The organism is Paraburkholderia diazotrophica, assembly GCF_900108945.1.
Taxonomy (GTDB): Bacteria; Pseudomonadota; Gammaproteobacteria; order Burkholderiales; family Burkholderiaceae; genus Paraburkholderia; species Paraburkholderia diazotrophica.
This window is the reverse complement of sequence record NZ_FNYE01000042.1, coordinates 39,551-63,709: the sequence shown is the minus strand read 5'-3', so window position 1 is coordinate 63,709 and position 24,159 is coordinate 39,551. Positions and strand designations below refer to the sequence as shown.

General features: G+C 60.6%; 22 protein-coding genes and 2 pseudogenes. 12 read left to right on the top strand and 12 right to left on the bottom strand.

Going from position 1 to position 24,159, the window contains the following annotated elements:
- The first annotated feature begins 127 nt into the window (after positions 1-127).
- The 8 genes from BMW76_RS33610 to BMW76_RS42670 all read left to right on the top strand — a co-directional run bounded on the left by BMW76_RS33610 (position 128) and on the right by BMW76_RS42670 (position 7,533).
- Positions 128-532, top strand: coding sequence for a carboxymuconolactone decarboxylase family protein (locus tag BMW76_RS33610; RefSeq protein ID WP_090873121.1), 405 nt, complete (start codon positions 128-130; stop codon positions 530-532).
- A 42-nt stretch (positions 533-574) separates the two neighbouring features.
- Positions 575-1,630 carry a BKACE family enzyme gene (locus tag BMW76_RS33605; RefSeq protein ID WP_090873119.1) on the top strand — a complete coding sequence of 352 codons (1,056 nt, stop codon included), beginning with the start codon at positions 575-577 and terminating at the stop codon, positions 1,628-1,630.
- A gap of 78 nt (positions 1,631-1,708) precedes the next feature.
- Positions 1,709-2,989 carry an MFS transporter gene (locus tag BMW76_RS33600; RefSeq protein WP_245763491.1) on the top strand — a complete coding sequence of 427 codons (1,281 nt, stop codon included), beginning with the start codon at positions 1,709-1,711 and terminating at the stop codon, positions 2,987-2,989.
- A gap of 2 nt (positions 2,990-2,991) precedes the next feature.
- A complete protein-coding gene (locus tag BMW76_RS33595; RefSeq protein WP_090873117.1) occupies positions 2,992-3,828 on the top strand; it encodes an SDR family NAD(P)-dependent oxidoreductase in 837 nt (278 codons plus the stop codon).
- Positions 3,829-3,841: 13 nt separating this feature from the next.
- Positions 3,842-4,072: a DUF1289 domain-containing protein gene (locus BMW76_RS33590; protein ID WP_090873109.1), complete on the top strand. Its 231-nt coding sequence runs from the start codon at positions 3,842-3,844 to the stop codon at positions 4,070-4,072.
- 11 nt (positions 4,073-4,083) lie between these two features.
- On the top strand, positions 4,084-5,721 hold the full coding sequence (locus BMW76_RS33585; RefSeq protein WP_090873108.1) for a 3-(methylthio)propionyl-CoA ligase: 1,638 nt from the start codon (positions 4,084-4,086) through the stop codon (positions 5,719-5,721).
- Between the two features lie 79 nt (positions 5,722-5,800).
- Positions 5,801-6,946, top strand: a complete 1,146-nt coding sequence (locus BMW76_RS33580) for a porin (protein ID WP_090873106.1) — start codon at positions 5,801-5,803, stop codon at positions 6,944-6,946.
- 35 nt (positions 6,947-6,981) lie between these two features.
- Positions 6,982-7,533, top strand: a complete 552-nt coding sequence (locus tag BMW76_RS42670; RefSeq protein ID WP_090873104.1) for a BON domain-containing protein — start codon at positions 6,982-6,984, stop codon at positions 7,531-7,533.
- A gap of 151 nt (positions 7,534-7,684) precedes the next feature.
- Here BMW76_RS42670 and BMW76_RS41420 read toward each other — a convergent pair whose 3' ends face one another.
- The 7 genes and pseudogenes from BMW76_RS41420 to BMW76_RS33550 all read right to left on the bottom strand — a co-directional run bounded on the left by BMW76_RS41420 (position 7,685) and on the right by BMW76_RS33550 (position 16,538).
- Entirely contained in the window at positions 7,685-7,861 is a 177-nt protein-coding gene (locus tag BMW76_RS41420; RefSeq protein WP_177200568.1) for a hypothetical protein, read from the bottom strand.
- A gap of 42 nt (positions 7,862-7,903) precedes the next feature.
- Positions 7,904-9,199 carry a DUF3422 family protein gene (locus BMW76_RS33570; protein WP_090873103.1) on the bottom strand — a complete coding sequence of 432 codons (1,296 nt, stop codon included), beginning with the start codon at positions 9,197-9,199 and terminating at the stop codon, positions 7,904-7,906.
- 208 nt (positions 9,200-9,407) lie between these two features.
- Positions 9,408-9,551: pseudogene (locus BMW76_RS42170) on the bottom strand (exo-alpha-sialidase); the annotation flags it as partial.
- 226 nt (positions 9,552-9,777) lie between these two features.
- Positions 9,778-10,611 carry a hypothetical protein gene (locus tag BMW76_RS33565; protein ID WP_090873101.1) on the bottom strand — a complete coding sequence of 278 codons (834 nt, stop codon included), beginning with the start codon at positions 10,609-10,611 and terminating at the stop codon, positions 9,778-9,780.
- A gap of 158 nt (positions 10,612-10,769) precedes the next feature.
- Complete coding sequence (locus BMW76_RS33560; RefSeq protein WP_177200567.1) at positions 10,770-13,397, bottom strand: glycoside hydrolase family 15 protein; 2,628 nt, start codon at positions 13,395-13,397, stop codon at positions 10,770-10,772.
- Positions 13,398-13,438: 41 nt separating this feature from the next.
- Positions 13,439-14,545: an extracellular catalytic domain type 2 short-chain-length polyhydroxyalkanoate depolymerase gene (locus tag BMW76_RS33555; protein WP_245763490.1), complete on the bottom strand. Its 1,107-nt coding sequence runs from the start codon at positions 14,543-14,545 to the stop codon at positions 13,439-13,441.
- Between the two features lie 1,558 nt (positions 14,546-16,103).
- Entirely contained in the window at positions 16,104-16,538 is a 435-nt protein-coding gene (locus BMW76_RS33550) for an HU family DNA-binding protein (protein WP_090873095.1), read from the bottom strand.
- A 1,504-nt stretch (positions 16,539-18,042) separates the two neighbouring features.
- On the opposite strand from BMW76_RS33550, the gene BMW76_RS33545 reads away from it, so the two are divergent.
- Together BMW76_RS33545 and BMW76_RS33540 are read left to right on the top strand one after the other, a co-directional pair.
- Positions 18,043-18,987, top strand: coding sequence for a GGDEF domain-containing protein (locus BMW76_RS33545; RefSeq protein ID WP_245763489.1), 945 nt, complete (start codon positions 18,043-18,045; stop codon positions 18,985-18,987).
- A gap of 135 nt (positions 18,988-19,122) precedes the next feature.
- Positions 19,123-19,878, top strand: coding sequence for an H-NS family nucleoid-associated regulatory protein (locus tag BMW76_RS33540; RefSeq protein ID WP_090873093.1), 756 nt, complete (start codon positions 19,123-19,125; stop codon positions 19,876-19,878).
- Positions 19,879-20,113: 235 nt separating this feature from the next.
- Here the strand turns inward: BMW76_RS33540 and BMW76_RS41415 are convergent, their stop codons facing one another.
- The 4 genes and pseudogenes from BMW76_RS41415 to BMW76_RS33525 all read right to left on the bottom strand — a co-directional run bounded on the left by BMW76_RS41415 (position 20,114) and on the right by BMW76_RS33525 (position 22,219).
- The gene (locus BMW76_RS41415; protein ID WP_177200566.1) at positions 20,114-20,374 is read right to left on the bottom strand and encodes a hypothetical protein; all 261 of its coding nucleotides are present in this window, start codon (positions 20,372-20,374) and stop codon (positions 20,114-20,116) included.
- A gap of 127 nt (positions 20,375-20,501) precedes the next feature.
- Positions 20,502-21,032 carry a nucleotidyl transferase AbiEii/AbiGii toxin family protein gene (locus BMW76_RS42665; protein ID WP_322789322.1) on the bottom strand — a complete coding sequence of 177 codons (531 nt, stop codon included), beginning with the start codon at positions 21,030-21,032 and terminating at the stop codon, positions 20,502-20,504.
- A complete protein-coding gene (locus BMW76_RS42660) occupies positions 21,001-21,408 on the bottom strand; it encodes a nucleotidyl transferase AbiEii/AbiGii toxin family protein (protein ID WP_322789321.1) in 408 nt (135 codons plus the stop codon). Before BMW76_RS42660 ends, BMW76_RS42665 begins: the two co-directional genes overlap by 32 nt.
- 66 nt (positions 21,409-21,474) lie before the next feature.
- Positions 21,475-22,219: pseudogene (locus BMW76_RS33525) on the bottom strand (type IV toxin-antitoxin system AbiEi family antitoxin domain-containing protein).
- Positions 22,220-22,433: 214 nt separating this feature from the next.
- Here BMW76_RS33525 and BMW76_RS33520 point away from each other — a divergent pair.
- Together BMW76_RS33520 and BMW76_RS33515 are read left to right on the top strand one after the other, a co-directional pair.
- Entirely contained in the window at positions 22,434-22,724 is a 291-nt protein-coding gene (locus BMW76_RS33520) for a hypothetical protein (protein ID WP_090873138.1), read from the top strand.
- Between the two features lie 262 nt (positions 22,725-22,986).
- Positions 22,987-23,289, top strand: a complete 303-nt coding sequence (locus tag BMW76_RS33515; protein ID WP_143062390.1) for a hypothetical protein — start codon at positions 22,987-22,989, stop codon at positions 23,287-23,289.
- A 288-nt stretch (positions 23,290-23,577) separates the two neighbouring features.
- On the opposite strand, the gene BMW76_RS33510 is transcribed toward BMW76_RS33515, so the two are convergent.
- Positions 23,578-24,099 carry a hypothetical protein gene (locus tag BMW76_RS33510; RefSeq protein WP_090873087.1) on the bottom strand — a complete coding sequence of 174 codons (522 nt, stop codon included), beginning with the start codon at positions 24,097-24,099 and terminating at the stop codon, positions 23,578-23,580.
- Between the last annotated feature and the right edge of the window lie 60 nt (positions 24,100-24,159).

Below are 24,159 nucleotides of genomic sequence, written 5' to 3'. Positions count from 1 at the left end.
TGTCCCAAAATGTAAATTCTTCGTCCCAATCCGTCAAACGTCTCTTTGCCGAAACCCGATACTTGTCCCCGTGGACACACCACCAAGCAATGTACCGACTCTTTCAGAAATGCAGAGGACACAGGCAATGAGCAATGAGACGAACGGCAGCGCCACGTCAGTGTGCGATCAACTGCGCGCAACGGGCAACTGGAATCCTGCGTGGGATGCCATTGCCGAACTCGATCCCGTCTGGGCCGAGAAATTCATGACGATGGGCGCACACACCGTGATGTCCGGTGTGCTTGAGCCCAAGGTGCTGGAGTTTCTTGCCATCGCGGTCGATTCGTCCTGCACGCACATGTATGCGCCGGGCGCGCGCCGGCATATCCGCAAGGCGCTCGAACTGGGCGCCACAAAGGACGAGATCGCTGCGGTTCTGCAGGCCGTAAGCGTCCTCGGCATTCATTCGTCCAGTCTCGGCGCGCCGATCCTGCTGGAGGAACTGGCAGCGTTTGAGCAGAAGAGCACCGGCGCGCGGACAGCTGCCTGACGCCACCCAACACCTACCCATTCTCAATGAGGAATACACATCATGCATTTCATGGACGATTCGCTGCTGCCTGAAAATCAGGAAAAACTCGTGATTCAGGTCGCGCCTTACGGACCGCAATGGATCCCGGGCGATTCGGACGATATCCCGGTCACGATGGACGAGCAGGTGCAGAAAGCCGTCGACTGCTACAACGCGGGTGCAACGGTGCTGCACGTGCACGTGCGCGAAGAGGACGGTAAGGGCAGCAAGCGCCTGTCGAAGTTCAACGAGATGCTCGCGCTTCTGCGCGAAGCGGTGCCGAAGATGATCCTGCAGGTCGGCGGCTCGATCTCATTCGCGCCGGAAAGCGACGGCGAGATGGCCAGGTGGGCGAACGACGATACGCGCCACATGCTCGCGGAGCTGAGCCCGCGTCCCGACCAGGTGACCGTCGCGATCAACACGGGCCAGATGAACGTCATGGAGTTGCTGACAGAGGCCGACATCGCCGGCACCTCGTTCATGAACCCCGCGCTGCAGGCGGCTTACCGCGACATGATCTCGCCGTCCAATCCATCGTGGCATGTCGAGCACATCAGGCGGCTCTTTGCGGCCGGCATCCAGCCACAGTTCATGCTGGGCAATCTCACGCAGCTCGAGACGCTCGAGCGCCTGATCCGCAAGGGCGTCTATACCGGTCCGCTAAACCTCAATTACGTGGCCATCGGTGGTGGCGCGGCAGGGCTGCATCCGGCCGACATGCTGGAGTTCGCGCGCCGCACGCCGGATGGTGCCGTGCTCACGATCGAAACGCTGGGCCGCAATGTCGTGCCGATGAACACGATGGCCATCGCGCTCGGCCTCCATGTGCGCGTCGGCATCGAGGATACGCTGCTCGGCCCGGACGGCAAACGTGCGACCTCCGTGCAGCAGATCGAGCAGATGGTGCGCATTGCGCGCGAGCTCAATCGCGACGTCGCCAGTGTGGAGGAGGCACGCGGCATCTACCAGATCGGTACCCAATGGAAGTCGGTTGAAGAGACGCTGGACAAGCTGCGGATGGTACCGAACCGGCCAACCGACCAGCGCGGCGTGCCGGCACGCAAGGTCGCCTGACCGGCATGACGAGGTGCAGCGCGGCAGCATATTGCGTTGCACCTCGCATGCAGTCCAACCCTTCAGGCATGGAGACAGATGATGTTCTGGAAGAAGAGTCCCGCTGCCGTCCTGGCATCCCTGCTGGTGATTCACCTGCTGGCGCACACCGACCGCAACATGCTGCTCGGGTTTTCGCCGCAGATCATCCGGGATCTGGCGCTCAGCCATACGCAATACGGGTTTCTCGCGGGTGCAGTGTGGGTGCTGAGTTTCGGCGTGATGGCGATGTTCATGGGTACGCTCGCCGACCGCTTGAGCCGTCCCCGGATCATCGCCGCCGGGGTGCTGATCTGGAGCGCCTGCACCCTGGCGTCGGGCCACGCCCAGAGCTTCGAGCAGATGGTGGTGGCCCGGTTCTTCGTCGCCAGCGGCGAGGCGGCGCTGGTCCCTGCCGCAGTGGCCCTGCTGGCTGAACTCTTCTCCGGCAAGCGGCGTGGCACGGCAATGGGGCTCTTTTTCATGGGCATTCCGCTGGGTGTCGGCTGCAGTTTCCTGCTCGCCGGCAGTTTCGGCGCCACGCTCGGGTGGCGGTCGACATTCCATGCGCTGGGCGTGATTGGCATTGCGATTGCGCTACCGCTGGCACTGCTCAAGGAGAACCGAAGCGTACTCGCACCGCAGGAGCGCGGCGCACCATTCCTCGAGCAGGCACTCGCCGTGTTGCGCACCGCTGGCAGTAGTCGTGCACTGGGTTTCACGATTGTCGGTTTCGTGCTGGTGCACCTGGTTTTTGCCAGCTTCTCCTTCACGCAACTGTGGCTCGTTGACGAACGGGGCATGAACGCGGCCCGTATCGCCACACGGATCGGGGCGTTGCAGCTGGTATTCGGCACGCTTGGCGCGGTCGCGGGAGGCGCAGTGGGGGATCGCGTCGCGAGGCGCCTGCGCGGGGGGCACGCAAGCTTCATGGCGCTGCTCGTCCTGGTCTGCGCACCGTTGATCCTCTCATATCGATTCGTACCGGTCGGCTCGCCCGTGTTCTATGTCGGCATGTGCGCCGGATTCTTCCTGCCGATGGCGGTCTATGGCTCGGCCCTTTCGGCCATCACCGGTATGACGCCGGCAAGGATGCGCTCGACGGTGACTGGCTTCACGATGTTGCTGATCAATGTATTCGCACTCGCCATTGGCACGGTGGTCATCGGCATGCTGGCTGACCATTTGAAGCGAGCAGGCAGCACCGCTCCGCTAACGGTCGTCCTGTTCCTCAGCGATGTGCTGGCGATCAGCTCGGCCCTGTGGTTCGCTCTTGCGGCGCGCGCCTCAGGCAGGCAGCGCGCTCCCGCGACCGAAAATGTTCAGCCTGTGAGATCTTGAGAATGCAGAACCAGCGTCAGAATCTGGCGGGGCGTATTGCCCTTGTTACGGGTGCCGGTCGCGGCATGGGTGGCGCCATCGCCATCGACCTGGCCCACGCGGGCGCACACGTCGCGATCTGCGATATCGACATGCCAGCGCTCGAAGCAACGCGCGCGGCGGTGGAAGCAGCCGGCGTGCAGTGTCTCGCGCTCCGCTGCGATGTCTCGTCGAGCAGCGAAGTCGCGCGGCTGTTTGCGGCCATCGAGGAGTGCTTCGGCACGCTACATATTCTTGTCAACAACGCCGCACGCGTGCCGAACACGCCGGTCGATACCGGGCGTCGAAACGAACACTACGCCTATATCACCACGCCCGTACTGCGGCAGTCGCTAGGCTTTACCAGCACCATCAGCGATGAGGAATGGCATCGCTACTGGGACGTCAATGTGCACGGTCTCTTCTATTGCACACGCGAAGCGCTCAGGCTGATGCAACCGCAGCGCGACGGCAGGATCATCAATATCGCGTCGATTGCGGGCATGTCGGCGATGAGCGCACACAGTCCGCACTATTGTGCAACCAAGGGCGCGGTGATTGCTTTCACGAAGTCGGTTGCAGCCGAGGTGGCGGGCGCCAATATCTTCGTCAATGCAATGGCGCCGGGTGGGGTGGCCACGCCCGAATTCAACCAATACTTCGAGGCCGCGGGTGAGGAAAAGTGCAACCAGTTCTGGCAACTGGTACCCGCCGGGCGCCTGGGCACGATGCAGGAATATGCCTCGATGGTGACCTACATGGCTGGCGATCACTATCTGGTCGGCCAGATCATCAGCCCGAACGGCGGCGTCGTGATCTGACCGGATGTGCCACATGAATCGGAGCAATCCCGTTATCGATCCCTGCATCAATATCTGCAGGATGGACCCGAATGGTCAGTTCTGCCAAGGGTGCTGGAGAACGCTCCGTGAGATTGGCCTCTGGGATCAGATGAACGACGGGCAGAAGGCCGAAGTCGCCGCATTGCTCGCGTGCCGTCGCAGCGGAATGTTGCGGGTGGCGTTGACCGGCGACTCCGCTTTAGAGAATGAACCGCCGAAATGAATGGAGACCTCATGAATGGTTTGATGCTGCAGAAGCAGTTGCTGGTTTCCTCGCTGATCGTGCATGCGGATCGCCATCACGGCGATACCGAAATCGTGTCACGCAGGGTCGAGGGTGACATCCATCGCTATACGTACCGCGACTGTCATCGCCGCGCGCGTCAGCTGGCCAATGCGCTTGCCAATCTGGGCGTCCAGCCGTCCGACCGCGTCGGCACGCTGGCGTGGAACGGCTATCGCCACATGGAGCTGTACTACGGCATCTCCGGCATGGGTGCGGTGATGCACACGATCAATCCGCGCCTGCACGCGGACCAGATCGCCTACATCGTCGACCATGCGGAGGACCAGTACCTGTTCTTCGATCTGACGTTCCTGCCGCTGGTCAAAGCCATCGCCGGCCGCTGCAAGACAGTCAAGGCGTTTATCGCCATGACCGACTCCGCGCACATGCCCCAGGACTCCGGCATTGCCTGCCTGCTGTGCTACGAAGACCTGATCGAAGGAAGTTCGTCCAATTACGCATGGCCGAATTTCGACGAGGATACCGCCTGTACGCTGTGCTACACGTCGGGTACGACGGGCAACCCGAAGGGTGTGCTGTACTCGCATCGCTCGTCGCTACTGCACACCTGGGCCGCCGCGTTGCCGGATGCGCTGAACTGCTCGGCGCGTGATGTGGTCCTGCCGGTCGTGCCGATGTTCCATGTCAATGCGTGGGGCCTGCCGTACGTCGCGTGCATGGTCGGAGCGAAGCTGGTGTTCCCCGGCGCGGGACTCGACGGCAGATCGCTGTACGAGCTTCTCGAAGCCGAACAGGTCACGTTCGCCGCCGGCGTGCCGACTGTATGGCAGGGCCTGCTGGGTCATCTCGAACGGGAAGGCCGGACATTCTCGACCCTGAAGCGCACCGTGATTGGCGGCGCAGCCTGTCCACCCGCGATGCTCCAAAAGTTCCAGGACAGCTACGGCGTGGAGGTCCTGCACGCATGGGGCATGACCGAACTAAGTCCGCTCGGCACCATCGGCACGATGAAATACAGGCACCTGACGATGTCCCGGGAGAAGCGTTGCGCCGTGCAGTCGAAGCAGGGGCGCGCGGTGTTTGGCGTCGACATGAAAGTCGTCGACGCGAACGGGCAGGAACTGCCTTGGGACGGCGTGACTTCGGGCGAATTGCTCGTGCGCGGGCCGTGGGTGGTGCGCAACTACTTCCGCAACGAGGGCGGCAATCCGCTGCGCATCGACGCCGACGCGCACGGCTGGTTTCCGACCGGCGATATCGCGACGATCGACGCAGACGGCTTCATGCAGATCACCGACCGCAGCAAGGATGTGATCAAGTCCGGCGGCGAATGGATCAGCTCGATTGACATCGAGAACATCGCAGTCGCACATCCGGCGATAGCGGGCGCGGCCTGTATCGCGGCAAGACATCCAAAGTGGGACGAGCGGCCGCTGCTTGTCGCTGTAAAGCGGCCCGATGCACGGGTGACGACAGGGGAACTCCTGGCGTACTTCGAAGGCAAGATCGCGAAGTGGTGGATGCCGGACGCCGTCGTGTTCATCGAGGCGATGCCAATGGGCGCCACCGGCAAAGTGCTGAAGAACCAGCTGCGCGAAGCGTTTGGGGACTATCTGCTGGTCTGATGTGTGGGCCGTCGGTTCGTTGTATCGAGTTGGCTGGAAGTCGCTATCGGCTACTTAGATATACTAAACAGGAGACAAAATGAAGTTGAAGTGGTTAGCGCCAGCCGTGCTGGCTGCAACGGGAAGCGCCACATACGCGCAGTCGTCGGTGACGCTGTATGGCGTCATCGATTCCGGATTGTTATACCAGAGCGCGAATGCGGCGAACTTTCAGTCGAAAGTGAATCTCGGACATGTCTACGCACTCAAGGACGGCGGAATCTATTCGAGCGTCTGGGGTCTCAAGGGCAGCGAAGACATCGGGGGTGGCTACAAGGTCAACTTCAGGTTGCAGGGGGCGTTCAACAGTTCGAACGGCAAGTCCGGGCTGTCTGATACGCCGGGCGCCACAGCGATGTTCAACCAGCAGACGACGGTGGGCGTGTCGAGCCCGTTCGGCACGATCGACGTGGGCCGGCAGATCGTGCCGATGATCTATGCGATGGCGGACACCGATGTACGGAACGCCCAATACTTCGGCAGTATCCTGACCGCATGGCTCGGCATGAACCAGGCAGCGGGCTGGCAGGGCCTTAGCACGAACGGTCCGATCGGCGCGCTGTATGACGACAACGCGATCGTCTACCGGTCGCCGAAGTTCTATGGCGCATCGCTTGCGCTCGAGTATTCGCCCGGCGGCGTCCCGGGCCAGTTCCAGGGCGGCACGCGCGAGTCCGCCGTGTTGCAGTATTCGAACTATGGCCTGAACCTGGCGGCTGTTTACTACAACGGGCACGACACGAATCCATTTACGCAGACGGGCCCTACGACAATCGTCACGGCGCCGTCGACGGGCCTGGCCAACAACCGCTTCTGGTATCTGGGCGCGCAGTACACTTTCCACGATTTTTCCGTGTCGACGTCATACAGCATCGGCAAGAACCCCGCGAACAGCGGCCAGGCCAACTTCGAGATGATTTCCGGGGGGCTCGGTTACAGGTTCAGTCCGGCCTTCAAGGTTACCTCGGGCTTCTATTACCTGAAGGATCGTAACCACTCGTCCAATCAATCGGATGAGTTCGCGCTGGGCGCCGAATACAGCCTGTCCAAGGCGACCCTCGCCTATGCGCAGGTTGGCTACGTCAACAACCGCGGCAGCATGAGCCAGACGATCACCTATGGCGCGCCCGTTCCGGAAGGCAGGTCAACCACGGCGGCGATGATCGGTATCCGCCACGGCTTCTGATCACCTCACACAGACAACGACGACTAGAGCATGCAATGAAAGCATACTGGGCGCTCGGGATTGCGGGCGGCGTATTGATCGCTTCGGCATCTGTTCATGCCTGGGCGCAGGCGGGCGCAAGCGAATCGAGCACCGCTTCGAACGGAACCGCGATCGCTGCCTCGGGCAGCATGTCGGCGAAAGATACCCGGAAAGCCGATCGTGCGCTGCGCCGCAAGGTCTACTCCGCGATTGTCACGCACAAGGAGATCAACGCCGGCAACATCAGCGTCATCGCGAAGGCCGGCGCAGTGACGCTCGACGGAACCGTGGTCGATGCATCGCAGCGGTCAGGCGCGCAATCCCGCTACCTCGCAGACCACGAAGCGGCGCAGGCATGTTTCCGGGACGCCATCGCGATCGCCCGTCAGCAAGGCGCCAGGTCGCTCGAGTTGCGTACGGCGACGAGTCTGGCTCGATTGTGCCAGCGCGAGGCCAACGTGGGTGCCGCCCGGCAAACGCTAGCCGCGATCCATGGTGCTTTTGCAGAGGGCTTCGACACCGCGGACTGGCAAGAGGCCAAAGCGCTGCTGGACGCGCCGGTGTGAATCGGATACAGACAATCTCGACAAGAGAGACGGTTATGTCGTCGATGTGACGTTGCAGGCGTTGCGTCAACAACGCCATCAGGAAGACCCGTTCGCGTTCATCAAAACATCAGCGGTGCGGGTCACGCGCGGCAACGCGTGGGTCTTGCTGTCAGTTGTAGCCCAGAATCGCAGCCGTCGCGACATCGGGCCGATCGTTCGGGTTACCGGCCAGCGAGACGGTCGGCTCCCGTAATGCCAAAAGATACGACGGCGTATATGCTGCGTTCGCTTTATTCGCATCGCGATGCATGCGTTCCTGCGCGTGGCTGTTTTCCGGATAATTCATCGATGTTCCTGCTCGCGGGCTTGTGGTTTCAAATCGATTGATTCAGAGGACGACGACCTGTGATTCATCGCTCGCATTGCGCTTCAATAACCGGCTGCGGGTCCGTCGTGTGATCGCGATCACGGCCAGCACGACGGGCCCTATCGCGAGGCCTTCGGCCAGCTCGGGCTCGATGGGAAGACTCAGCACATGCAACGCCTTGAACGCCGCGGCCGCCAACGAAAGCACGTAGTACGAGATTGCGGCCACGGATAGCCCTTCGACGGCATGCTGCAAATGCAGCTGGTTGCGTGCCGTGCGCTCCATGCCGGCTAGCAGCCGGGTGACGTCCTTTTCCTGCGCGAGATTGACGCGCGTGCGCAGCAGATCAACGGCGCGCGCGATGCGGGCCGCGATCTGTTCGTGGCGTGCCCAGACACTGCGGCATGTTTCCATCGCGGGTGCGAAGCGCCGTTCCATGAATTCCTGGATGGTCGGCATGCCCTCGATGCGTTCTTCACGCAGTTCCTGAATGCGCGCCAGCACCAGTCTTTCGTAGGCTCGCGAAGCACTGAACCGCCCGCCCGATCCCGACAGCGATTCAACGCGAACCGCGAGGTGCGTGAGTTTGACGAGGAGCTGTGAGTCGTCACCATCGGCGCCTTGCGCATCCATGCTTTGCATCAGCGACTGAAGGGACGCATGGATCTCGTCCAGATCACGGCTCATCCGACGCGCGATCGGCAGCGCCAGCAGTGCCATCATCCGGTACGTCTCGATTTCATAGAGCCGCTGCAGCAGCCGTCCACCTTGCTCCTCGCGAAAGCCCTCGTCGATGACGAGAAAACGCATGAAGCCGTCCTGCCTCACGTTCCAGTCGCAGAACACCTGGCCGCCGCCAAGCACGTTGCTGCCGACGAGAATCGGCCCGTCGATCCATTGACGCAACGAATCGCGCGCCGCGCGTGCGCTATCTCCCGTCAACAGTTCCATGCGGGACGCGACGAACCGGCTTCCGGCGAGTTGCGTGAACCAGCCGGCGGGGATGCACTGTATCGCACTGTCGTTGAAATAGTCGCTGTCGTTGCGCGGGATGACGAAAGTGAACGTGGAGAATTCGGTGTGACGCTCCCACTTCAGATGCCATCCGCTCGGCGATTGCACCGAATAATGCGTCGCGCCTTCCGCAGGCATCGGTATGCCCGTGTTGCGGCACAACGCATGTAGCAGCGTCTCGTGTATCGATGGATTGTGTTCGGCGTAAATCGCGTAGTGCGTGAGGGCTACAGACTCGGCCAGCTTAAGGAACGGGCGAGCATGCAATTCTGCCGCCAGCATGGCGCGCAATGGATGGTCCATGGTTGATGTTTTCACGGGTTGCAATTCACGCAGCCATCGATGCTGCAACACACCTGCATGCAGGAACTATGGCAGAAGAGTGCCGACTATGAAATCTCATAGTTTTGATCGCGGCCTTCAGGTTTTCTGATTGCATGAGGACAGCACGGCTGCGAAGGATCACGTGTCATAGATCCCGTTTCGCCGGCGCATAGCCAGGCCGAGCCGATAGTAGGTCATACGCCGGTGCAGGCCGAAATCCATTCGCGAAACGCTGGAACGTGAGGCCGCCGTCGCGTGTGCCCGTGACGAGCAACCGGTCATCCACCGGGATGCGGCACTTGTCTTTCACTACGGGCACGCAAAAGCTGGTGCGCACTCGTGTTGCTCGCGAGCAAATCCGCTCCCGTCGTGCTCACGTCCCTGCAGATCTGGCAAACGGTATCAATACAGCAACGAACTGACGGTCTCAATCCTCGCCGGGAAACGCACTCGCGCTCGCATTCGCATCGGGCGTACGGCAGTGAACCCGGACCTCTGTGTTGTGATCGGGTTCGCTGCCTCATATATCCGTGCACCAGAAAAAAACTCGTAGGAAACTAGCTATAGTGTCGGGCGCGGACTTCAGCCGCTGCAGCCAGTGCTTGCCGATAAGCAGCTCTTTTGGCCCTGGCCTCCGGCTTCATTTGCTCGCGGTTCTCGCGACTCTTGTGGTAGGTCTTCGATTCGATGAAAAGACGCAGGCTTCCGCCCGTGACGGATCCCAGGTTACGCAGCACGGGAGGTTGATCCGGATCGACCCAAAGAATCTGCTGCATCTCGTTCGTCGTCGGATCCACCCAGCTGATGTACCCGCCGGGGAGAACCTGCCGCGGCCTCTTCACCGCTCCCGTGAAACTGTAGCGCGCATCGGGCGCGGCATCGGGGTCGTAAAAGTGCGGCGTAATGAAATCGGAGACCGCGATTCCATCAATCATATAGGTGTATGGATCAGCTTCACACGGGTCGCAGGCTTCGACCAGATATTCGAAGCGGCCTGTCCCATCCTGGATTTTGCCACCGACGATCTCTATCGCATTCGAGGTCTGTAGCCGGTTGCCATTCGGGTCGATGAGCATTTCAATGGTTTCGTGACTCGCATCGACTGCCCACTCGTCACTGCCGGGCGTAACGATCACCTTCGCGTACGGCTGGTTATGGCGCGTCATATGGAAGCCGCCTTCGTCGGGAGGCAGGGTTTTAACGAGCTGCACGGGCCACACGCCCTGCGGGATTGTTTTATGGTCGGTAAGGTATGAGACCGACGCACTGACTGGCCAATATTTCGGCAGATCCCGCGTCACCTGAATATTCAGCGCCGCGGCAACCGCGGCCATCGTTTGCATATCGACCGTACCCGTCGTGTCGACGAGACCAACTTTGGTTGCCAACATAATTACCTCCTGTACATCCGTTCGGATGATGCGAACTACCACTCGGGCGGATTTCCGCCTGGTACTTCCGCATCGTCACTTTCGAAAGGCGACAGGCGATGCGGTCCCTTGCGACTGCGGTCCGGCGGCAGACAGGCGTTATTCTTCAAGCGCTGTGCCTACCAGCTCACCGCGTCGCTGACTGCGGCGCTGCCGGACGATGGTGTATTCAGCGTGCGATTGCCTCCGTCCGGCAGGTTCTCCCACGTCACGCTGCCGTCGGCGTTCTTGCGGTAGTACTTGTATTGAATGGTGCTGGCCGCCGGCAGATTGAGCGTATTGCTCCATATCGGGTAGGCGGCAGGATCCACGGGCAAGCCGAGATTGGTGTTCCAGTTGCCTAGTGCATCAGCACTCCCGGTGACGTAGAGGTACTGCCCGGGCTGCGTTTTCGCGTTGACCCTGATCGAAATCGAAGCCTGGCCGGGTGCCGGTGCTACCGCGCAGTTGCTGTAGCGGGCGCACACGATCGACGGAATGTCGACGACCTTGCCTGCCTGGATGGAAGCCAGCAGGCTGATGTATTCACCCATCGCCCAGTTGAGCGGCGCCATGGATTTTGTCGGCGCACCAGGGGCAAATCCCGGCGGCGTGACAACCTGCCAGTTGCCAGGCAGCGTTGCAGTCTGGGTCCAGACCTGCTCGGGAATGAAGCCTTCGGGCGTTGCGTAGGTCCGGATGGCATTCAGATATGACATGCCGCTCGAGCCGACGCCACTTTTCGCGATGCTGTACATCCCCCGCTCGGCAGTGAAAATGGGCCACGCGCGCCCGACACCCGTACCGTCGAAGTCGCTGCCGTCGTTGTGTTCGCCATAGCCATCGGAGTTGTAGCGAAACCAGGCCGGACTGGCGTGCGGTTCAGTCATCGCGAGCACTGCGTCGTAGGCTGCCAGCGTACTGACGATGGTTGGATCGTCGGCCCGTTTCACACCCATGCGTACCAGTTCGAGAAAGCCGCCGTCAACCACCTGGCGCTCGTCGTGGGTGCCCCCACCATTTCTCAACACAAAGGCTTGCCCTAAGTCCGGGTAGCCGGCGGGTTCGTATACCTGGGGACCGCTTCCCGATCCGCTCATATTGGCCGGATTGATGCGCACATAATAGTGACCGTTGCCGTAGAAGCCCGTGTTTGTGTAGGTCCAGTGCGTGACGTTCTGCTGCCAGTAGTCGGCAGCGGCGAGGTAACTGCCGGCGCGTGCGTTGTCGCCGTTCTCCTGGGCAATGTACGCCGCGGCCACCAGTCCGGCGATTTCCGCGGCGATCGTTGATGGCGAATAGCCCGAATTCTCTTCCCAGCGATCCTGGTACGTCCACGGTCCCGTGTGGAGAATGTAATCGGCTGTCAAACGGATGGCAGGCCACAGTTGGTTATAGACGGCCGGACCGAGACGCCACGCGAGCAGGATCGGCATGGCCTGCTCGTCCATCTGCGTGCCTTGCCAGTACTGCGAGCCGCTGACCCACGAATTCTGCGGAAAGCGGCCGATCCGGCTGAAGCCTTGAGGGCAGCCGGCGGCGTTGTATTCGGCGGCGCCGCAGTCCGTCTTCTGTTGCAGCGTATCGAAGAGATAGTGGACGACGGTAACGGGCGTCGTGGTGTCACCCGCGGTGATCAGCGCATTGGCGAACTTGAACAGATCCCGCGACCACACGAGATGATAACCACCAGGATTTCCGTCGCCCTGCGTCTCGCCCCACGGCGTGCCGATGCCCGCGATCATCGCGCCGTTGCTCTTGTCCTGCATCGTTTTGAGCACCATTGCGGCGAGATAGTACTCGTTGTCAGCCGTGCCGTTTTGTGTCGAGAGGCCTGAAGTGTACTGATGCCATGCAACGTCGTACTGCGATTGCAGATCGTCGAGGTTGTCGTCGAGCGTGGCGGCCGCCGTCCGCATTGCGTTACTGGCAGACGTGCTATCAAAAGACAGCACGATGTTGAACGAGATGCTGGTCCTGGCTCCGTCGCCAAGGTCGAGCCAGCCTATTTGCGCAACGTTGCCGCCTGTCGCCGACGAATAGGTCCAGTCCATCTTCCTGTCGGGCGATGGGCCGCCAAGCAGATCGGTCCAGCCATCGCTGCGCCCGACAAAGCCGTTCGACACCATCATCGTGCCCGTCTGCATCGTCCACGGTAGTGAAGGTGCGAGCGCCGCATAGCGGGAGTTGCGGCTGGCTACGAGCATCGTCCGGCCATCGGTGCTGACTGCGGCGTATGCCGTGTTGCCTGAGCCGACGTTATCCAGATGCGGCTTGAACAGCAGATACAACCGGAAGTCACCCAGTGTCTTTCCGTTCAGTACCTCTAAGGTGACACGTTCGATCAGCGAATTGCGTGTGGGATCCGTGTAGATTGTTTTGCGGACCTGCCAGTCGTGGTTGGCATTGCCCGTTGTGACCTGCCAGCTCATCGTGCGCGGATCGGTCTGTTTCGCGCTGTACGGCGCGAGCTTCTCTTCGTCGACGAAGGTGCCGGCGGCATCGCCAATGAGTAACTGAAGGTCGACCGTCTCCGTCGTATCCAGCACCGGGTAATACACCTCCGACACGATTCCACGATACCCGGTGAAATAGATCTGCGAGGAGGGACTGAGTGCAGTGCCGAGAAAGGACTTCTGTGCTGGTCCGTGCATCGCCGCCACGCCCGGACTGCCGAACGCTTCTCGCGCAGCCGTCGCATGAGCGAGGCTGAACAGCAACGCGGTTGCGGCCGCGGTCGCTGCCCGACGCATGGTTACGAGTTTCATCGCGTCATCCTCGATTCACCATTTCCCGCGATGCGGGTCGGTCAATGCCTGACGCCAGAGGTCAGCTGTCCGATCATGTTACGGATCGAGCGCATCTGAACGCCTTGCTGGTCGGCGAAGTGACTGTCCGTGTAGCCCCACCAGTCCCAGCAGCCGTTCGGGTTGAGTGCGGGAATGGAAACAGCCTGCGGAAACAGCACGACGATCCGGTTGTTGTCCGCCCACTGTGTGTAGCCTGCGTGCCGGACGAAGGTCGTGCCATAGAACAGTCCCGCAGACCGCGAGCTGAGCGGCAGATAGTCCTGACCCTGCTCGCAGCCATGCAGCGCGACGTGCAACCGGCAAGATGCACCGGCATCACATGCGTTCGGTACATAGAGCCAGCCGGTAGTATCCATGCCCGTCGTCCACGTGAAACTCGAAGGGCGGTTCGTGGGCAGATAGCGGGTCTGGTCAAAACGGATGAAGCGACCCTCTCGATTCGTCGTACCCGGTGGCACGAGCGGGTCGGGACCGTAGATCCACCCAAGTATGTCCTTCGCGCCATCAACATGGCATTTGCCGATAAAGGGCGATTCACTCCTGGCGCACGCGACTCCATAGTTCGCGGTGGGCATCGTATGGCCGGCATCGGCGAGCTCGACCTTCGAGATGCTTTGCGCCGGCACGCCCAGTGCGGCATAGAACTGCTGTAACTGGGTGACGACTGGCGGCGGTACGGTCGCGTCGCTCGCGCCCGAGATCGTGATGATGCGTTGCCGCGTGATGTTCGCGATGTCGTCAATGCTGTGACCTGCCGAAGAAGCCCTCGTCAACGAGACGAGCTTCGGCACGTCGGTGCTGGTTTGCGAGACCTCACAGGCGCTGGACGGCTGGATGGTGCACGAGCATCGGGACGTGGCGATCTGCAGGTCATTTTGGGAACAGTAGTACGGACCGGCCGCGACAACCCCCACGCCCTTGATGATCGACGAATAGGCAACTGCCAGTTGCACCGCCATGAACCCGCCTGACGAGAGTCCGGAGACGGACGTTTCCGAGATGTCAATGTTGAGCGCGGGTAATGGCGGATACGTGGCCGGATTGCAGTAAGCATGTGATGACAGCATCGACAAGGCGATGGCACGGACGTAAAGAATGACTCTCACGGCTCGCCTCCCATTCGGGTGCAGTGCCTGCAGACGCATCGCAAACAATTCACATCCGCCTTGAGGCGGTGTATGTCGAGAAGTGCCCCGTGGATAGTGCTGCCTGCATCCGGGGTGGCGGCTGGGGGTAATCAACGTACAGCCATGCGATCGCGACGCGGAATCCTTTTTTGTAGAACGGACAGCGGAGTGCGATTTCAAAGACTTTGAAGCTCAATCTTACGCGGTACTTCTTGCATCCGATGGGGCGAGCAGCTATTCGATGCAGGTCGTTTCGAGCTCATACGTCGTTAGCGTGTGACCTGAAGCAGTTGACCGGCGCACATGGGAGCATAGCGGAAAGAAAAGGGCTGGAGTGTGTTGGCGCCAAGGTTTCAGCCGGTCAACACGGCTACACAGCAAGATCGGCCCGAGGAACCGCTGAGCACTTTCATGATCTCGCTCAGGCTTGTACCTGCTCGCAGTAGCGTATCGACCGCTCGAACGGCCGCACGATTGACGATGATGGCTCATTGACGCGCGTAGGCCGACGCGTTGTGAAAACTGCTTTATGCCGTCGAGGCAATATACGCAGAAGATGCGTGTATAGGGCGTCCGGATGTCAGTTGAGCTGTGCCACGAGGTCAATGTGCTTGCGGAAGCGGCTCGGTGCCGCTTCCGCAGCGAACACATCTCTATTATTTGATTGTCATTGCCAGTCGATCTGCTACTACTGACCGGAGACTGGAAGAACGCGCGGCTGGAGATTTCCAGTACAGAAGGGCTCTGGTTCCGGGCCAGCCTCGTTCGTGGCGGTGTAACAGCCCCGAGGCTTAGCCGGTTGCTCCCGTTGGTGGGCTTGACGACACTTGAGCCACGCGCGCGAGCGGGTATATATGCCTTTGGTGATAAGGACATTCAGTTATACCGCCGCGGCGAGATCGCATAGGCTTTCAAGGCCCGGGGCATGAAAGACGTAAAGACGGCGCAGCAGGGATAAGCGTGTTGGACCGTAGATGCGGGGCGTGTCGCCGAGGTGCTGCGCGAGCATCGCGGTGATGTCGAATCCGTGGAAGCGACTCCGGTGACAGCAATCGAGCGTCTCGTTGGGCCGCCGCGCCAGCCAGCAAGACCGGCAAAAGGCATCGGCCTGCCCGCCGGTCAGCGCGCTGACCCGCTATGGCTGCGGCCGGCATACGGCGATCTAAAAGTAGCGTCGCTGCCGAACGCGAGGAGCGTCCGATGAAAGTCGCTGCTGCCATTCATGGAATCGGCAATCAGCGCATGTGTGCTCAATGAATGCGGCGTGTAGAACTTGACTTCCAAACTGCAACAGGCGTTCCGTGCAAGTTTTCAGGAGCACGATGTTGAGATGGCTTGCCTGCATCGAATGACTTGCTCGGGTTGCCGCTGCTTTTACAGGGGGGCGACGGCGGGAGAGCAGGAGATGTAGAGCAACTATAAGGGCCGGCCAAGCCTGTCATGTAACTCGCGAACAGGCGCAAAATGAAGTCGGCGGGCACCTGTCCGGGTGCCCGCGCGGACGCTGCCGTGCCTCAGGCAGCAGGTATGACACTCATCAAGCCGCTGCGTCCTTCAGTTTCTTCAGCGCGCGGGCCTTGATGCGAACCGTTGCCGGCTTGGCGTCGAACCAGCGCTCCTCGCCTGTAAAGGGATCCCTGCCAAAACGGCGCTTCTTCGCCGGTACCTGCTGAACGCTGATCTTCAGAAGACCCGACAGCGTAAATTCGCCAGCTCCCTTCTTGTGGATCGAGCCGAGCATCGTGTCTTCCAGTGCGGCCAGAACCGCCTTGGCAGCTTTCGGCTTGACGTTGGCCGCTTGAGCAACGTGCGCGGCGAGCGATGCCTTGGTGAACTTGTCCTTCACCGGCGCGCCAGCGACCAGCTTTGTCCCCGTACCCTTTGCAGCCTTCGCGCTACCCGTGGTTGCAGGAGTAGCAGTCTTGCTTTTTGTGGCGACTTTCGGTGCAGCCTTCGTTGCAGTCTTTGCCATGGTCGTGGTTGATTCACTCTCGAGTTAGGAGGCGCTTGCTACGCTATTTATGCAGCAAGCAGGCGGATTCTATGACGCGCCATGATCGCTGTGTCAAGAAAAAGCCTTAAAAGATGCTCTCAAATGATTTTTTCATAGCAAAACTGGCCCGGGTAATTCAAGGGCGGGCGGCATCTACCATTTTCCCGCTCTAGCAGGCCAGGAAAAGGTGAGTTTCCAGGAGTCGGGGTCGGTGCCAACCTCCGAACGAGCCGGATCGTCACAGCAACGCAGAGGACGATACGGGGACCTTTCCATCATCGACCAAGCCGACACTGTGAACGGGCGTCGGCGCCGGACACGGCACTTCCCGCGAACAGCTCCCGGTGAAAACGTGCCGCCGTTTGCTTGCGACGGATCGAATTGTCCCGGAGGTGGTGAGTGACTGGCCGGACGCGGGCAAGGCAGCGGAAATCTGGGCCACTGGGATATCGGACGTTTGGCTGTTTTCCGGTGGCGCTGTTTCCTGACCGCAACGTTCATGGCGCTAATGGTCGCGCATACCCTGTCGCTCGAACTCATAAAGCTCATACATGAGCCCTGGATCCAGTGACGTTGATGGTCGGAGCGATGTAGTGACTGGAAAAGCGTGTGAAGCCGGTTGCGCCAGTATGCCGTCGTGGTGGCATCGGCAGTGCGTCGGAAAACATCCACGACGATGAGCCCACTCAGCTGGAAGCATGTTGTAGCAATCACAATCCCTATCTGGGAAGGAAAGCGGTACCTCTTGTGCCCCGGCCTCTCACCTTGCGATTCTCATCCCAAGCCTTCACCCAAAAGAAGGTCCGACGGAAGCGCTAACCGTCGTACGGGTAGCTTCCCGCATGCCCAGCGACGGTCGAGGGAAAACGACAACGTACAAGTGACCTGCCATGGTTCAGCGAGCGGTGTAGCGTTCGCCCCGCATATTCCAGAATTGCTGGCATTCACGCGGAATCGGTTCAGCCGTGCAAACAGATACGCTTTATGGAACAGGACATCATGCATCCCGGTCGGGTTTTTGCGCGCGTTCGGATGAATACAGGCTTCAAACTGGCTTGCGAGACCGACCAGGAATAAAATAGCCCGTCTCGTCGACACGACTGCAATCGCCGAGCGGCGTGCAGGGAAGAAACAGGATTTGCTCCGATATGAAGCGACGTTTCTGCGCGGTGAGTGAGGCCGAAAGGGTTGCTGACGTCGCATGTGCCTCCTTGCCGCTTGCTGAACGCAGGCTGAAGGCTAACAACAACGTAATCCAGACCAATGTCCAGCACTGCCGTTCTTCTTGTGGTCGCCCTGGTGTCATGCGTCGCAAGCGCCGCCGTGCTTGGCAGCCTCGCGCGTCATCGCATTGCGGGTCTTGAGCGATGGCTCGCCGCGCACTGCATCTTATTTGTCGCATTCGCTCTGCTTGTTTCAGGGCGCGGTCATTACCCGCCACCGATCGTACTCACTGCCTGTACCCTGCGTTCTTGCGGCTGCAGTGCTGATCCTGCAAGGCTGTCGTCGCTTTGCCGGTCATCCGGCTATCCGGAGGTACGAGTACCTCGGCCTGGCTGTGTCGGTCGGCGCCGTGTTTTATTGGGCTGTGTTTGCGCCCAATGAGAACGCGCGAGCAGCTGTGATGTCGGGCGTACTCGGCTATACACGAATGGCCGTGGGCTGGACCATCTGGAATTCCCACACGGTGCGTCGGCGTCAGTACGCGCACTGGCTGGTTATCCTCGCTGCGGCTGCAGGCACCGTGGTACATGCGTCGAGAGTCGTTCATTGCATTTTCTTCGCCAGTCCGACGGCAAGCGTTCTACAGCCGTCGGCATGGAATATCGGCTTCGTTTCAGCCGGCATCCTTTCGCTGCTATTGCTTTCCATCGGCCTCGTCATGCTGGTGAACGACAGTCTCGTGGACGATGCGCAACGCCTCGCAACAGTCGACGAGCTGACCGGCCTGCTGGCACGACGCGAGCTCCTGTTGCGCGGAGCAGAACTTTTGAAAGCGGCCCTTTCTTCCCGTTCGCTGCTCTCGGTTGCCATCATTGATCTCGATGACTTCAAGGTCATCAACGATCGGTATGGGCATCCGGCCGGTGACCGCGTCCTGCAGAACTTTGCGATTGACGTGTCGCGTCAGCTTCGCCGTACAGACCTTTTCGGGCGACTCGGTGGGGAAGAGTTTGCAATTTTCTTTCCGCAGACAGGACGGGAACAGGTCGCCCGACTGATCGAATCCGTTCTGTTGTCGGCCAGCGTTAGTTCAACACACAAAGATGCGCCTCGCTGGAGCTTCAGTGCCGGTATCGACGAATGCCGTTCTGGCGATACGCTCGGCGAACTGATAAGTCGCGCCGACGCAGCGCTGTATCGCGCGAAGCGGAACGGGAAAGGGCGCGTTGAACTGGCAAGTTCGGATTCCCTAACTGCGGCGTGAAACTTCGCAACTAAAAAGGCAGTCGTCTTCTTCTTTTAATACACGCGACATGCTCTTTGCTAGAGACGATTAACACTAGCGCCTGACTAGTGCTGTGTGGCATAGTGCGGCCATCGCTAAATCAAGGGGAAAATAATGGCGACGCTCGAACAGGTACAGGCACGCATCGCAAAGCTGCGGGCGCAGGCCGATGCTCTTGCCAATCAACAGTCGTCCACCGCCATCGCAAAGATTCGTGACCTGATGGAAAAGCATGGCTTGACCATCGCGGACATCGATGCACACATCAGCGGAAAGAAACGTGGCCGAAAGCCCGGCTCCAAAGCCGCTGTCAGCACGGCGACGTCGGCGAAATACCGGGATCCCAAAACAGGCGCGACCTGGACGGGGCATGGCCGTGCGCCTGCGTGGATTGCGAGCGCCAAAGACCGCACGAAATTTCTGCTCGGCGGCAGTGCTGTGCAGGCTGCTGTTGTGTCGAAGACGACCGCAAAGACGGGCAACTACGTGAGGGGACCCCAGGCTGCCAAATACCGCGACCCGAAAAGCGGGGCGACGTGGAGCGGTCGTGGTCCGGCGCCGGCTTGGCTGGCTGGTGCCAAAGATCGTTCGAAGTTCCTGATTGCAGGCGCGCAAGAGGGCGTCGCAGCGTCGAAACCGGTCGCGGCGAAAAAGGCGGCGGCGAAGAAAACAGCGACCGCCGGGGTAGCAAAGAAGAAGGTTGCTGCGAAAAAGAGCAGGACGGTCGCCAGGACGCCCCCTGCAAAGAAGGCCGCGGTAAAGAAAAGCGCGGCGAAAAAGGCTGTCGCGAGAAAGGCGGCAGCGCATGGAACTGCAGCAGCATCTGTAACCACGCCCAACGTTGCGGCAGCTTCCACTCAAGCATCGTGATCGGACGGAAGGGGCAGGGACCTTCAGAAAGAGCTGCCTCGCGTTGTCCGGAGCAGTCGTCCGACGTGCCGCTGCGGCCCCCCGATCGGTATGTCCAGCTGATCTGCGCCGGCCGTATCATCACGACTGTTCCGAGGTGGCCGGCGCGATCGCCCGATCATTCGGGATACTTTTCAGGCCGTGATTGGCGCCTTGTCGGGGATGTTTCGGCATCCTCAACAAAAGATCAAACAGGTTAGTCAGGGAGCACGTACGCGTGCAAGACGAAGATATCCAGGTCGATCGCTACGAAATTGCGGTGTCGGGCAGTGGCGACACCGTATGGATCAATGGCAACGATGGACTCTGCTGGGCGAGATTCAGCAAGAGATTCGGTATTGACGTCCACCGAAGTGCGTCGATGCAGCAGGCCGATACCGAGTGTCTCTATTGCACGCACGGCGAGGCCGGGGTCGACGATTGGGCGATCTTTCGTGCCGAAGTTTTGCGGCATCATGGCGTCGCCGTTGACGCAGATACGCTTTCGTTCGCGTGAAATCGAGACCCCGAGCGGGTCAACGTGACCGATAGCGCCGGCTGGCTATCGCGCGCCACCTCTCCGGGGACCTGCTCGCCCGAACACCTTAGCTATGATCGAGCGCGGCAAAGCCGTCCTGCAGCAAGGCAGCCTGCTGGGCAAAGCGCGTTGCGTCGCGCGCCTTGAGCTTGCCGAGATTCTCCAGCTTCCAGCGGATTGCCGGCAGCTTGCGCAGATGCTCATTGGGCATCAGTGACCAGTCGGACGCAAGCCGGACGAGCGAGACGAGAAATTCGCGGTGCGGCCCGCTCAATGCGCACGGGAGCTCATGATGGAGCCGTGTCGGCACCGTCTGCAGTACATGCAGATCCACCGGGTCAACCGTCATCCCGACAAAGCCGCCCTCGTACTCGTGCTCGAGCGGTCGCGGCTTCGCAAAGAGCACCTCGTGGACGGGCCGGTTGTGGCCGGCGAGGTAGCCGACAAACGCTGAGACGAAATCCTCGCGCAGCCCGTACGCGTCGTACATGTGCTGCACGTCGAAGATATCGCGCGGATGTTGCCGGTCGAGTGCAGCGACGAGCTTGCTGCCGTACAGCTCCGCATCATCGATGCGTCGGCACCTCAAGATCGACACGGAACATGCTCTGCGCGCGCGGCACGACACTGCGCATCACTGTTGGCATCAGCGTGCCGCGGAAAACGTAGTTAGCCTCGACTTTCACCTGTGCGTCTGCGGACGATGCGGTCAGCTTCACATCGTCACCCTGATGCCGGCCACTTGCTGCTGCCACCGTGACCGTGTATCCCTGCCTTTCGATGGCTGCCTTCGCACGCGTCAGCTCGGCGTCAATGATCGCAAGCGCCTCGCGTCGGTCAGGGCCACGCGCACGCATGACGACATCGATGTCGACCGACAGGCGGGGGAGGTCCTGCACGAACATGTTGATCGCGGTGCCGCCCTTCATCGCGAAGTGGGGCGTGTCAAGCACGTCAGGTGCAATCGCCAGCATCAGGCGAACGGTATTGAAGTACTTGCTTGTCGTTCATTGCATTCAGTTTTCACCGCAGAATCGCGGTCAGGCTTTCGGGGTGAAGCGGGGACCGTCCTTGCGGCTGCTCGTCCAGCGTCGGCCGGCCCCCAGTCGGTCGACATGCCGCTGCAGATCCTTGCCCCAGGCAAATCCGCTCGCCTCGCCAAGGTCGCGCACCAGCTTCACGACCTTGACCCGCGTGCAATGCGAAAGCCGGGTATCGAGAACTTTCGGGCGAAGATTGCGCAACGAGGCAGCGATGCTCATGGCTTCCTCGAGCGACTGGCCTTTCGCCCGCCGTTTGCCGACGTCACTGGCCAGTTCCAGCAGCGCGCGTTCGGGCTCGGACTCGACGAGTAAAGGATCGCGGTTGGGAAGCGGCGACAGACCCGTGTCGGCGGGCAGGCTGGCGTCGAACAGGCGCGTCGTCTGCAGCGTGTACGGCATGTGTTCGCCGACCCGGTCCGGCATGACAGAGGGGCGATCAGCCCACAGCACGACACGCTCGCGAAAGCTCACATTGTGGCGCACCCCCTGTCAGTCCAGGGCCGTCCTGCCGCCGACATGCAGGCCCCGTATCCGCAGGCTCAGGTAAGCCAGGATCCCGTCACGCGTTGGCGTATCGCCGGTGAGCAGATAGGCGCCCTTGGACAGACGTTGCAACCATCCGGCTTTCACCAGAATAGGTGGTCTGTTGCGCGCTGATGCCGCAATCGCGCAGCATCTCCGGATCGAGCGGCTGTCCGCGCGGCGCGACGTCCATCAGGCGTTGAAGTGTCTTGCTGGCCATCGGGTCCGGTTGCATGGTTTTTTCGGCAGAACATCGGACCCGCATCGCTGCCGCGCGCATGATTTATTCGCTGGAACATCCAAAAGCTTGCATTTGTCGAGAATAAATCATGGTTTGCGCCCGCGGTTTGTGCGATGCGCTCAGATCGCTTGAAAATCCCCCGAAGACTGTATATATATACAGTATGATCATACATACAGTACTGGAGGGCGTGATGGAGCATCTGGTGCGCGTGCAGAATGAGCGGGACCGCCGCACGCTTGCGTGGCTGCGCGAGCAGGTTGGTGATGCAGCAATCGCGGCAGCAGCGCAACGGTACGGCGCGTCGAAGCCATACCTGTCAGCGGTGTGCCGGACGCTCGGCGTGAAGGCGCCCCGGTTCGTCGCATCGCGCCGTCTCACGCCGAGCGCGGCCGCCGAGCAATCGCTGGCCACCATCCGGGAGATTCTGGCTACCCGGACCGGCCACCCGAGGTCCGCGCTCGTGCAGGTGCGATGGGGATAAAAACGCCGCCGCGCGCGGCCGCAGTGACTATCATGTAGACGTGGTGCGTGTTAACGGCATTAACGGCACGTGCCGCAACGCGAGGCACCGGCGGGGCTGGCGGGAAACTGGCCGCCTGTCTGTGCCTCGCCAGAAAAGGGTCCGCGAAGTGCGGGCCATTTTTTTGCCACCGCTTCAAAGGCCTGACGGGCATGGCGGGGATTGACCGCGTGTCCTAATGTCCGTATGCCGACGTATCGGCCGGCCACGCGAGGTGACGATCATGCTCGAACAGCAGATGCTCGGCAAGGTTCGGATCAGCTATCTGCCGGACTGCATCAGCCCGGATGAGGTTGAAGCAGCGTTGGCGAGAATCAGTCCCGCAGAAGCCAACGTATTTGCGCACGAGGCGCTGGACGGATGTTCGCTGAGCCTTGTCTGGACCAACCGGGCGGCCGGCGTGCTGAATGCGCCGATCAGCGGCATCGCCCAGACCTTCACGGCCCGCGATCCCGACAAGATCACCGGCCTGGCCAGCGTGATGATTCAGGCAAGCCGCAGGATCGCTCACCGGCTGACGCCTTGACGGGCGTCCGGGGCGGACCACGGCATGACGACGCTTGCGTCGCATTGTTTCGACCTAAAAAGCACGACCGTTCATTTTCGTTGATTCTTGGCACCTATGGTGTGGTGTTGCGTTAGGTTGTTTTTTCAGGTTTTGTTATATTTCAACGGGTAAGGCGGCCGATTTATCCACAGGATATCCACTTTTTCAAGTGTTTCCTGTTGCGTGACCGTCCTCCGCGCATTTGTTGCGTCGATACTCATCCAAGGACGCAACGGGATTGATCTTGGCAACAGGATATTGCCAGCTTCAGTGTTGCGCTCCTGCCGGAGCCGGATACATTTTTGACTTCACCCCCAATTCCCACAGCATGTCGATGTTCTTGAGATAGGTAGCGACGTTCTCGGCCGAACTGTGGATGATCGAATGTTCGTGGCCGTCAGTGCTATCGACTGTCGCCGACCATGGGTCTTCCAGGCACTGGCAGATTTCGTTGATGTCGTCGCGATACTGCTTCAGGGTTTCGGGAGCCCAATTGCGCACAACATCGGTGGCCAGGAGCACCGAGAGCGTCCCTTTCCGCTCGCCGATATACCGTACCGGCGCGAGCAGGCCACTGATGTAGAGCACCATAATCGCGTCAACCACGCGATCGTCGTGATCCTCATCCCAGATGATGGCGAAGTCGAGGAACGCGCAACGTTCGAGCCTGTTCATGGACTCGTCGTGCCAGACCGGTGCCCGTAGGACAGAGTAGTGAGTTCCCCTGCCGAGATTGCCCACCGGGCGCGTTTCATCGTGCAGGGTCTGGAAGAAGGGGCAATAGGACATGTGATACTCCTTTCGGGAGAGAGGCGGCTTCCACCGCAGAACCGCAGCCATTTCGTGGCT

Coding starts and splice junctions, on each gene's coding strand:
- BMW76_RS33610 (WP_090873121.1), top strand. CDS start 128: ATGAGCAATGAGACGAACGGCAGCGCCACGTCAGTGTGCGATCAACTG.
- BMW76_RS33605 (WP_090873119.1), top strand. CDS start 575: ATGCATTTCATGGACGATTCGCTGCTGCCTGAAAATCAGGAAAAACTC.
- BMW76_RS33600 (WP_245763491.1), top strand. CDS start 1,709: ATGATGTTCTGGAAGAAGAGTCCCGCTGCCGTCCTGGCATCCCTGCTG.
- BMW76_RS33595 (WP_090873117.1), top strand. CDS start 2,992: ATGCAGAACCAGCGTCAGAATCTGGCGGGGCGTATTGCCCTTGTTACG.
- BMW76_RS33590 (WP_090873109.1), top strand. CDS start 3,842: ATGAATCGGAGCAATCCCGTTATCGATCCCTGCATCAATATCTGCAGG.
- BMW76_RS33585 (WP_090873108.1), top strand. CDS start 4,084: ATGAATGGTTTGATGCTGCAGAAGCAGTTGCTGGTTTCCTCGCTGATC.
- BMW76_RS33580 (WP_090873106.1), top strand. CDS start 5,801: ATGAAGTTGAAGTGGTTAGCGCCAGCCGTGCTGGCTGCAACGGGAAGC.
- BMW76_RS42670 (WP_090873104.1), top strand. CDS start 6,982: ATGAAAGCATACTGGGCGCTCGGGATTGCGGGCGGCGTATTGATCGCT.
- BMW76_RS41420 (WP_177200568.1), bottom strand. CDS start 7,861: ATGAATTATCCGGAAAACAGCCACGCGCAGGAACGCATGCATCGCGAT.
- BMW76_RS33570 (WP_090873103.1), bottom strand. CDS start 9,199: ATGGACCATCCATTGCGCGCCATGCTGGCGGCAGAATTGCATGCTCGC.
- BMW76_RS33565 (WP_090873101.1), bottom strand. CDS start 10,611: ATGTTGGCAACCAAAGTTGGTCTCGTCGACACGACGGGTACGGTCGAT.
- BMW76_RS33560 (WP_177200567.1), bottom strand. CDS start 13,397: ATGAAACTCGTAACCATGCGTCGGGCAGCGACCGCGGCCGCAACCGCG.
- BMW76_RS33550 (WP_090873095.1), bottom strand. CDS start 16,538: ATGGCAAAGACTGCAACGAAGGCTGCACCGAAAGTCGCCACAAAAAGC.
- BMW76_RS33540 (WP_090873093.1), top strand. CDS start 19,123: ATGGCGACGCTCGAACAGGTACAGGCACGCATCGCAAAGCTGCGGGCG.
- BMW76_RS41415 (WP_177200566.1), bottom strand. CDS start 20,374: ATGATGCCGCAAAACTTCGGCACGAAAGATCGCCCAATCGTCGACCCC.
- BMW76_RS42660 (WP_322789321.1), bottom strand. CDS start 21,408: ATGCTGGCGATTGCACCTGACGTGCTTGACACGCCCCACTTCGCGATG.
- BMW76_RS33520 (WP_090873138.1), top strand. CDS start 22,434: ATGGAGCATCTGGTGCGCGTGCAGAATGAGCGGGACCGCCGCACGCTT.
- BMW76_RS33515 (WP_143062390.1), top strand. CDS start 22,987: ATGCTCGAACAGCAGATGCTCGGCAAGGTTCGGATCAGCTATCTGCCG.
- BMW76_RS33510 (WP_090873087.1), bottom strand. CDS start 24,099: ATGTCCTATTGCCCCTTCTTCCAGACCCTGCACGATGAAACGCGCCCG.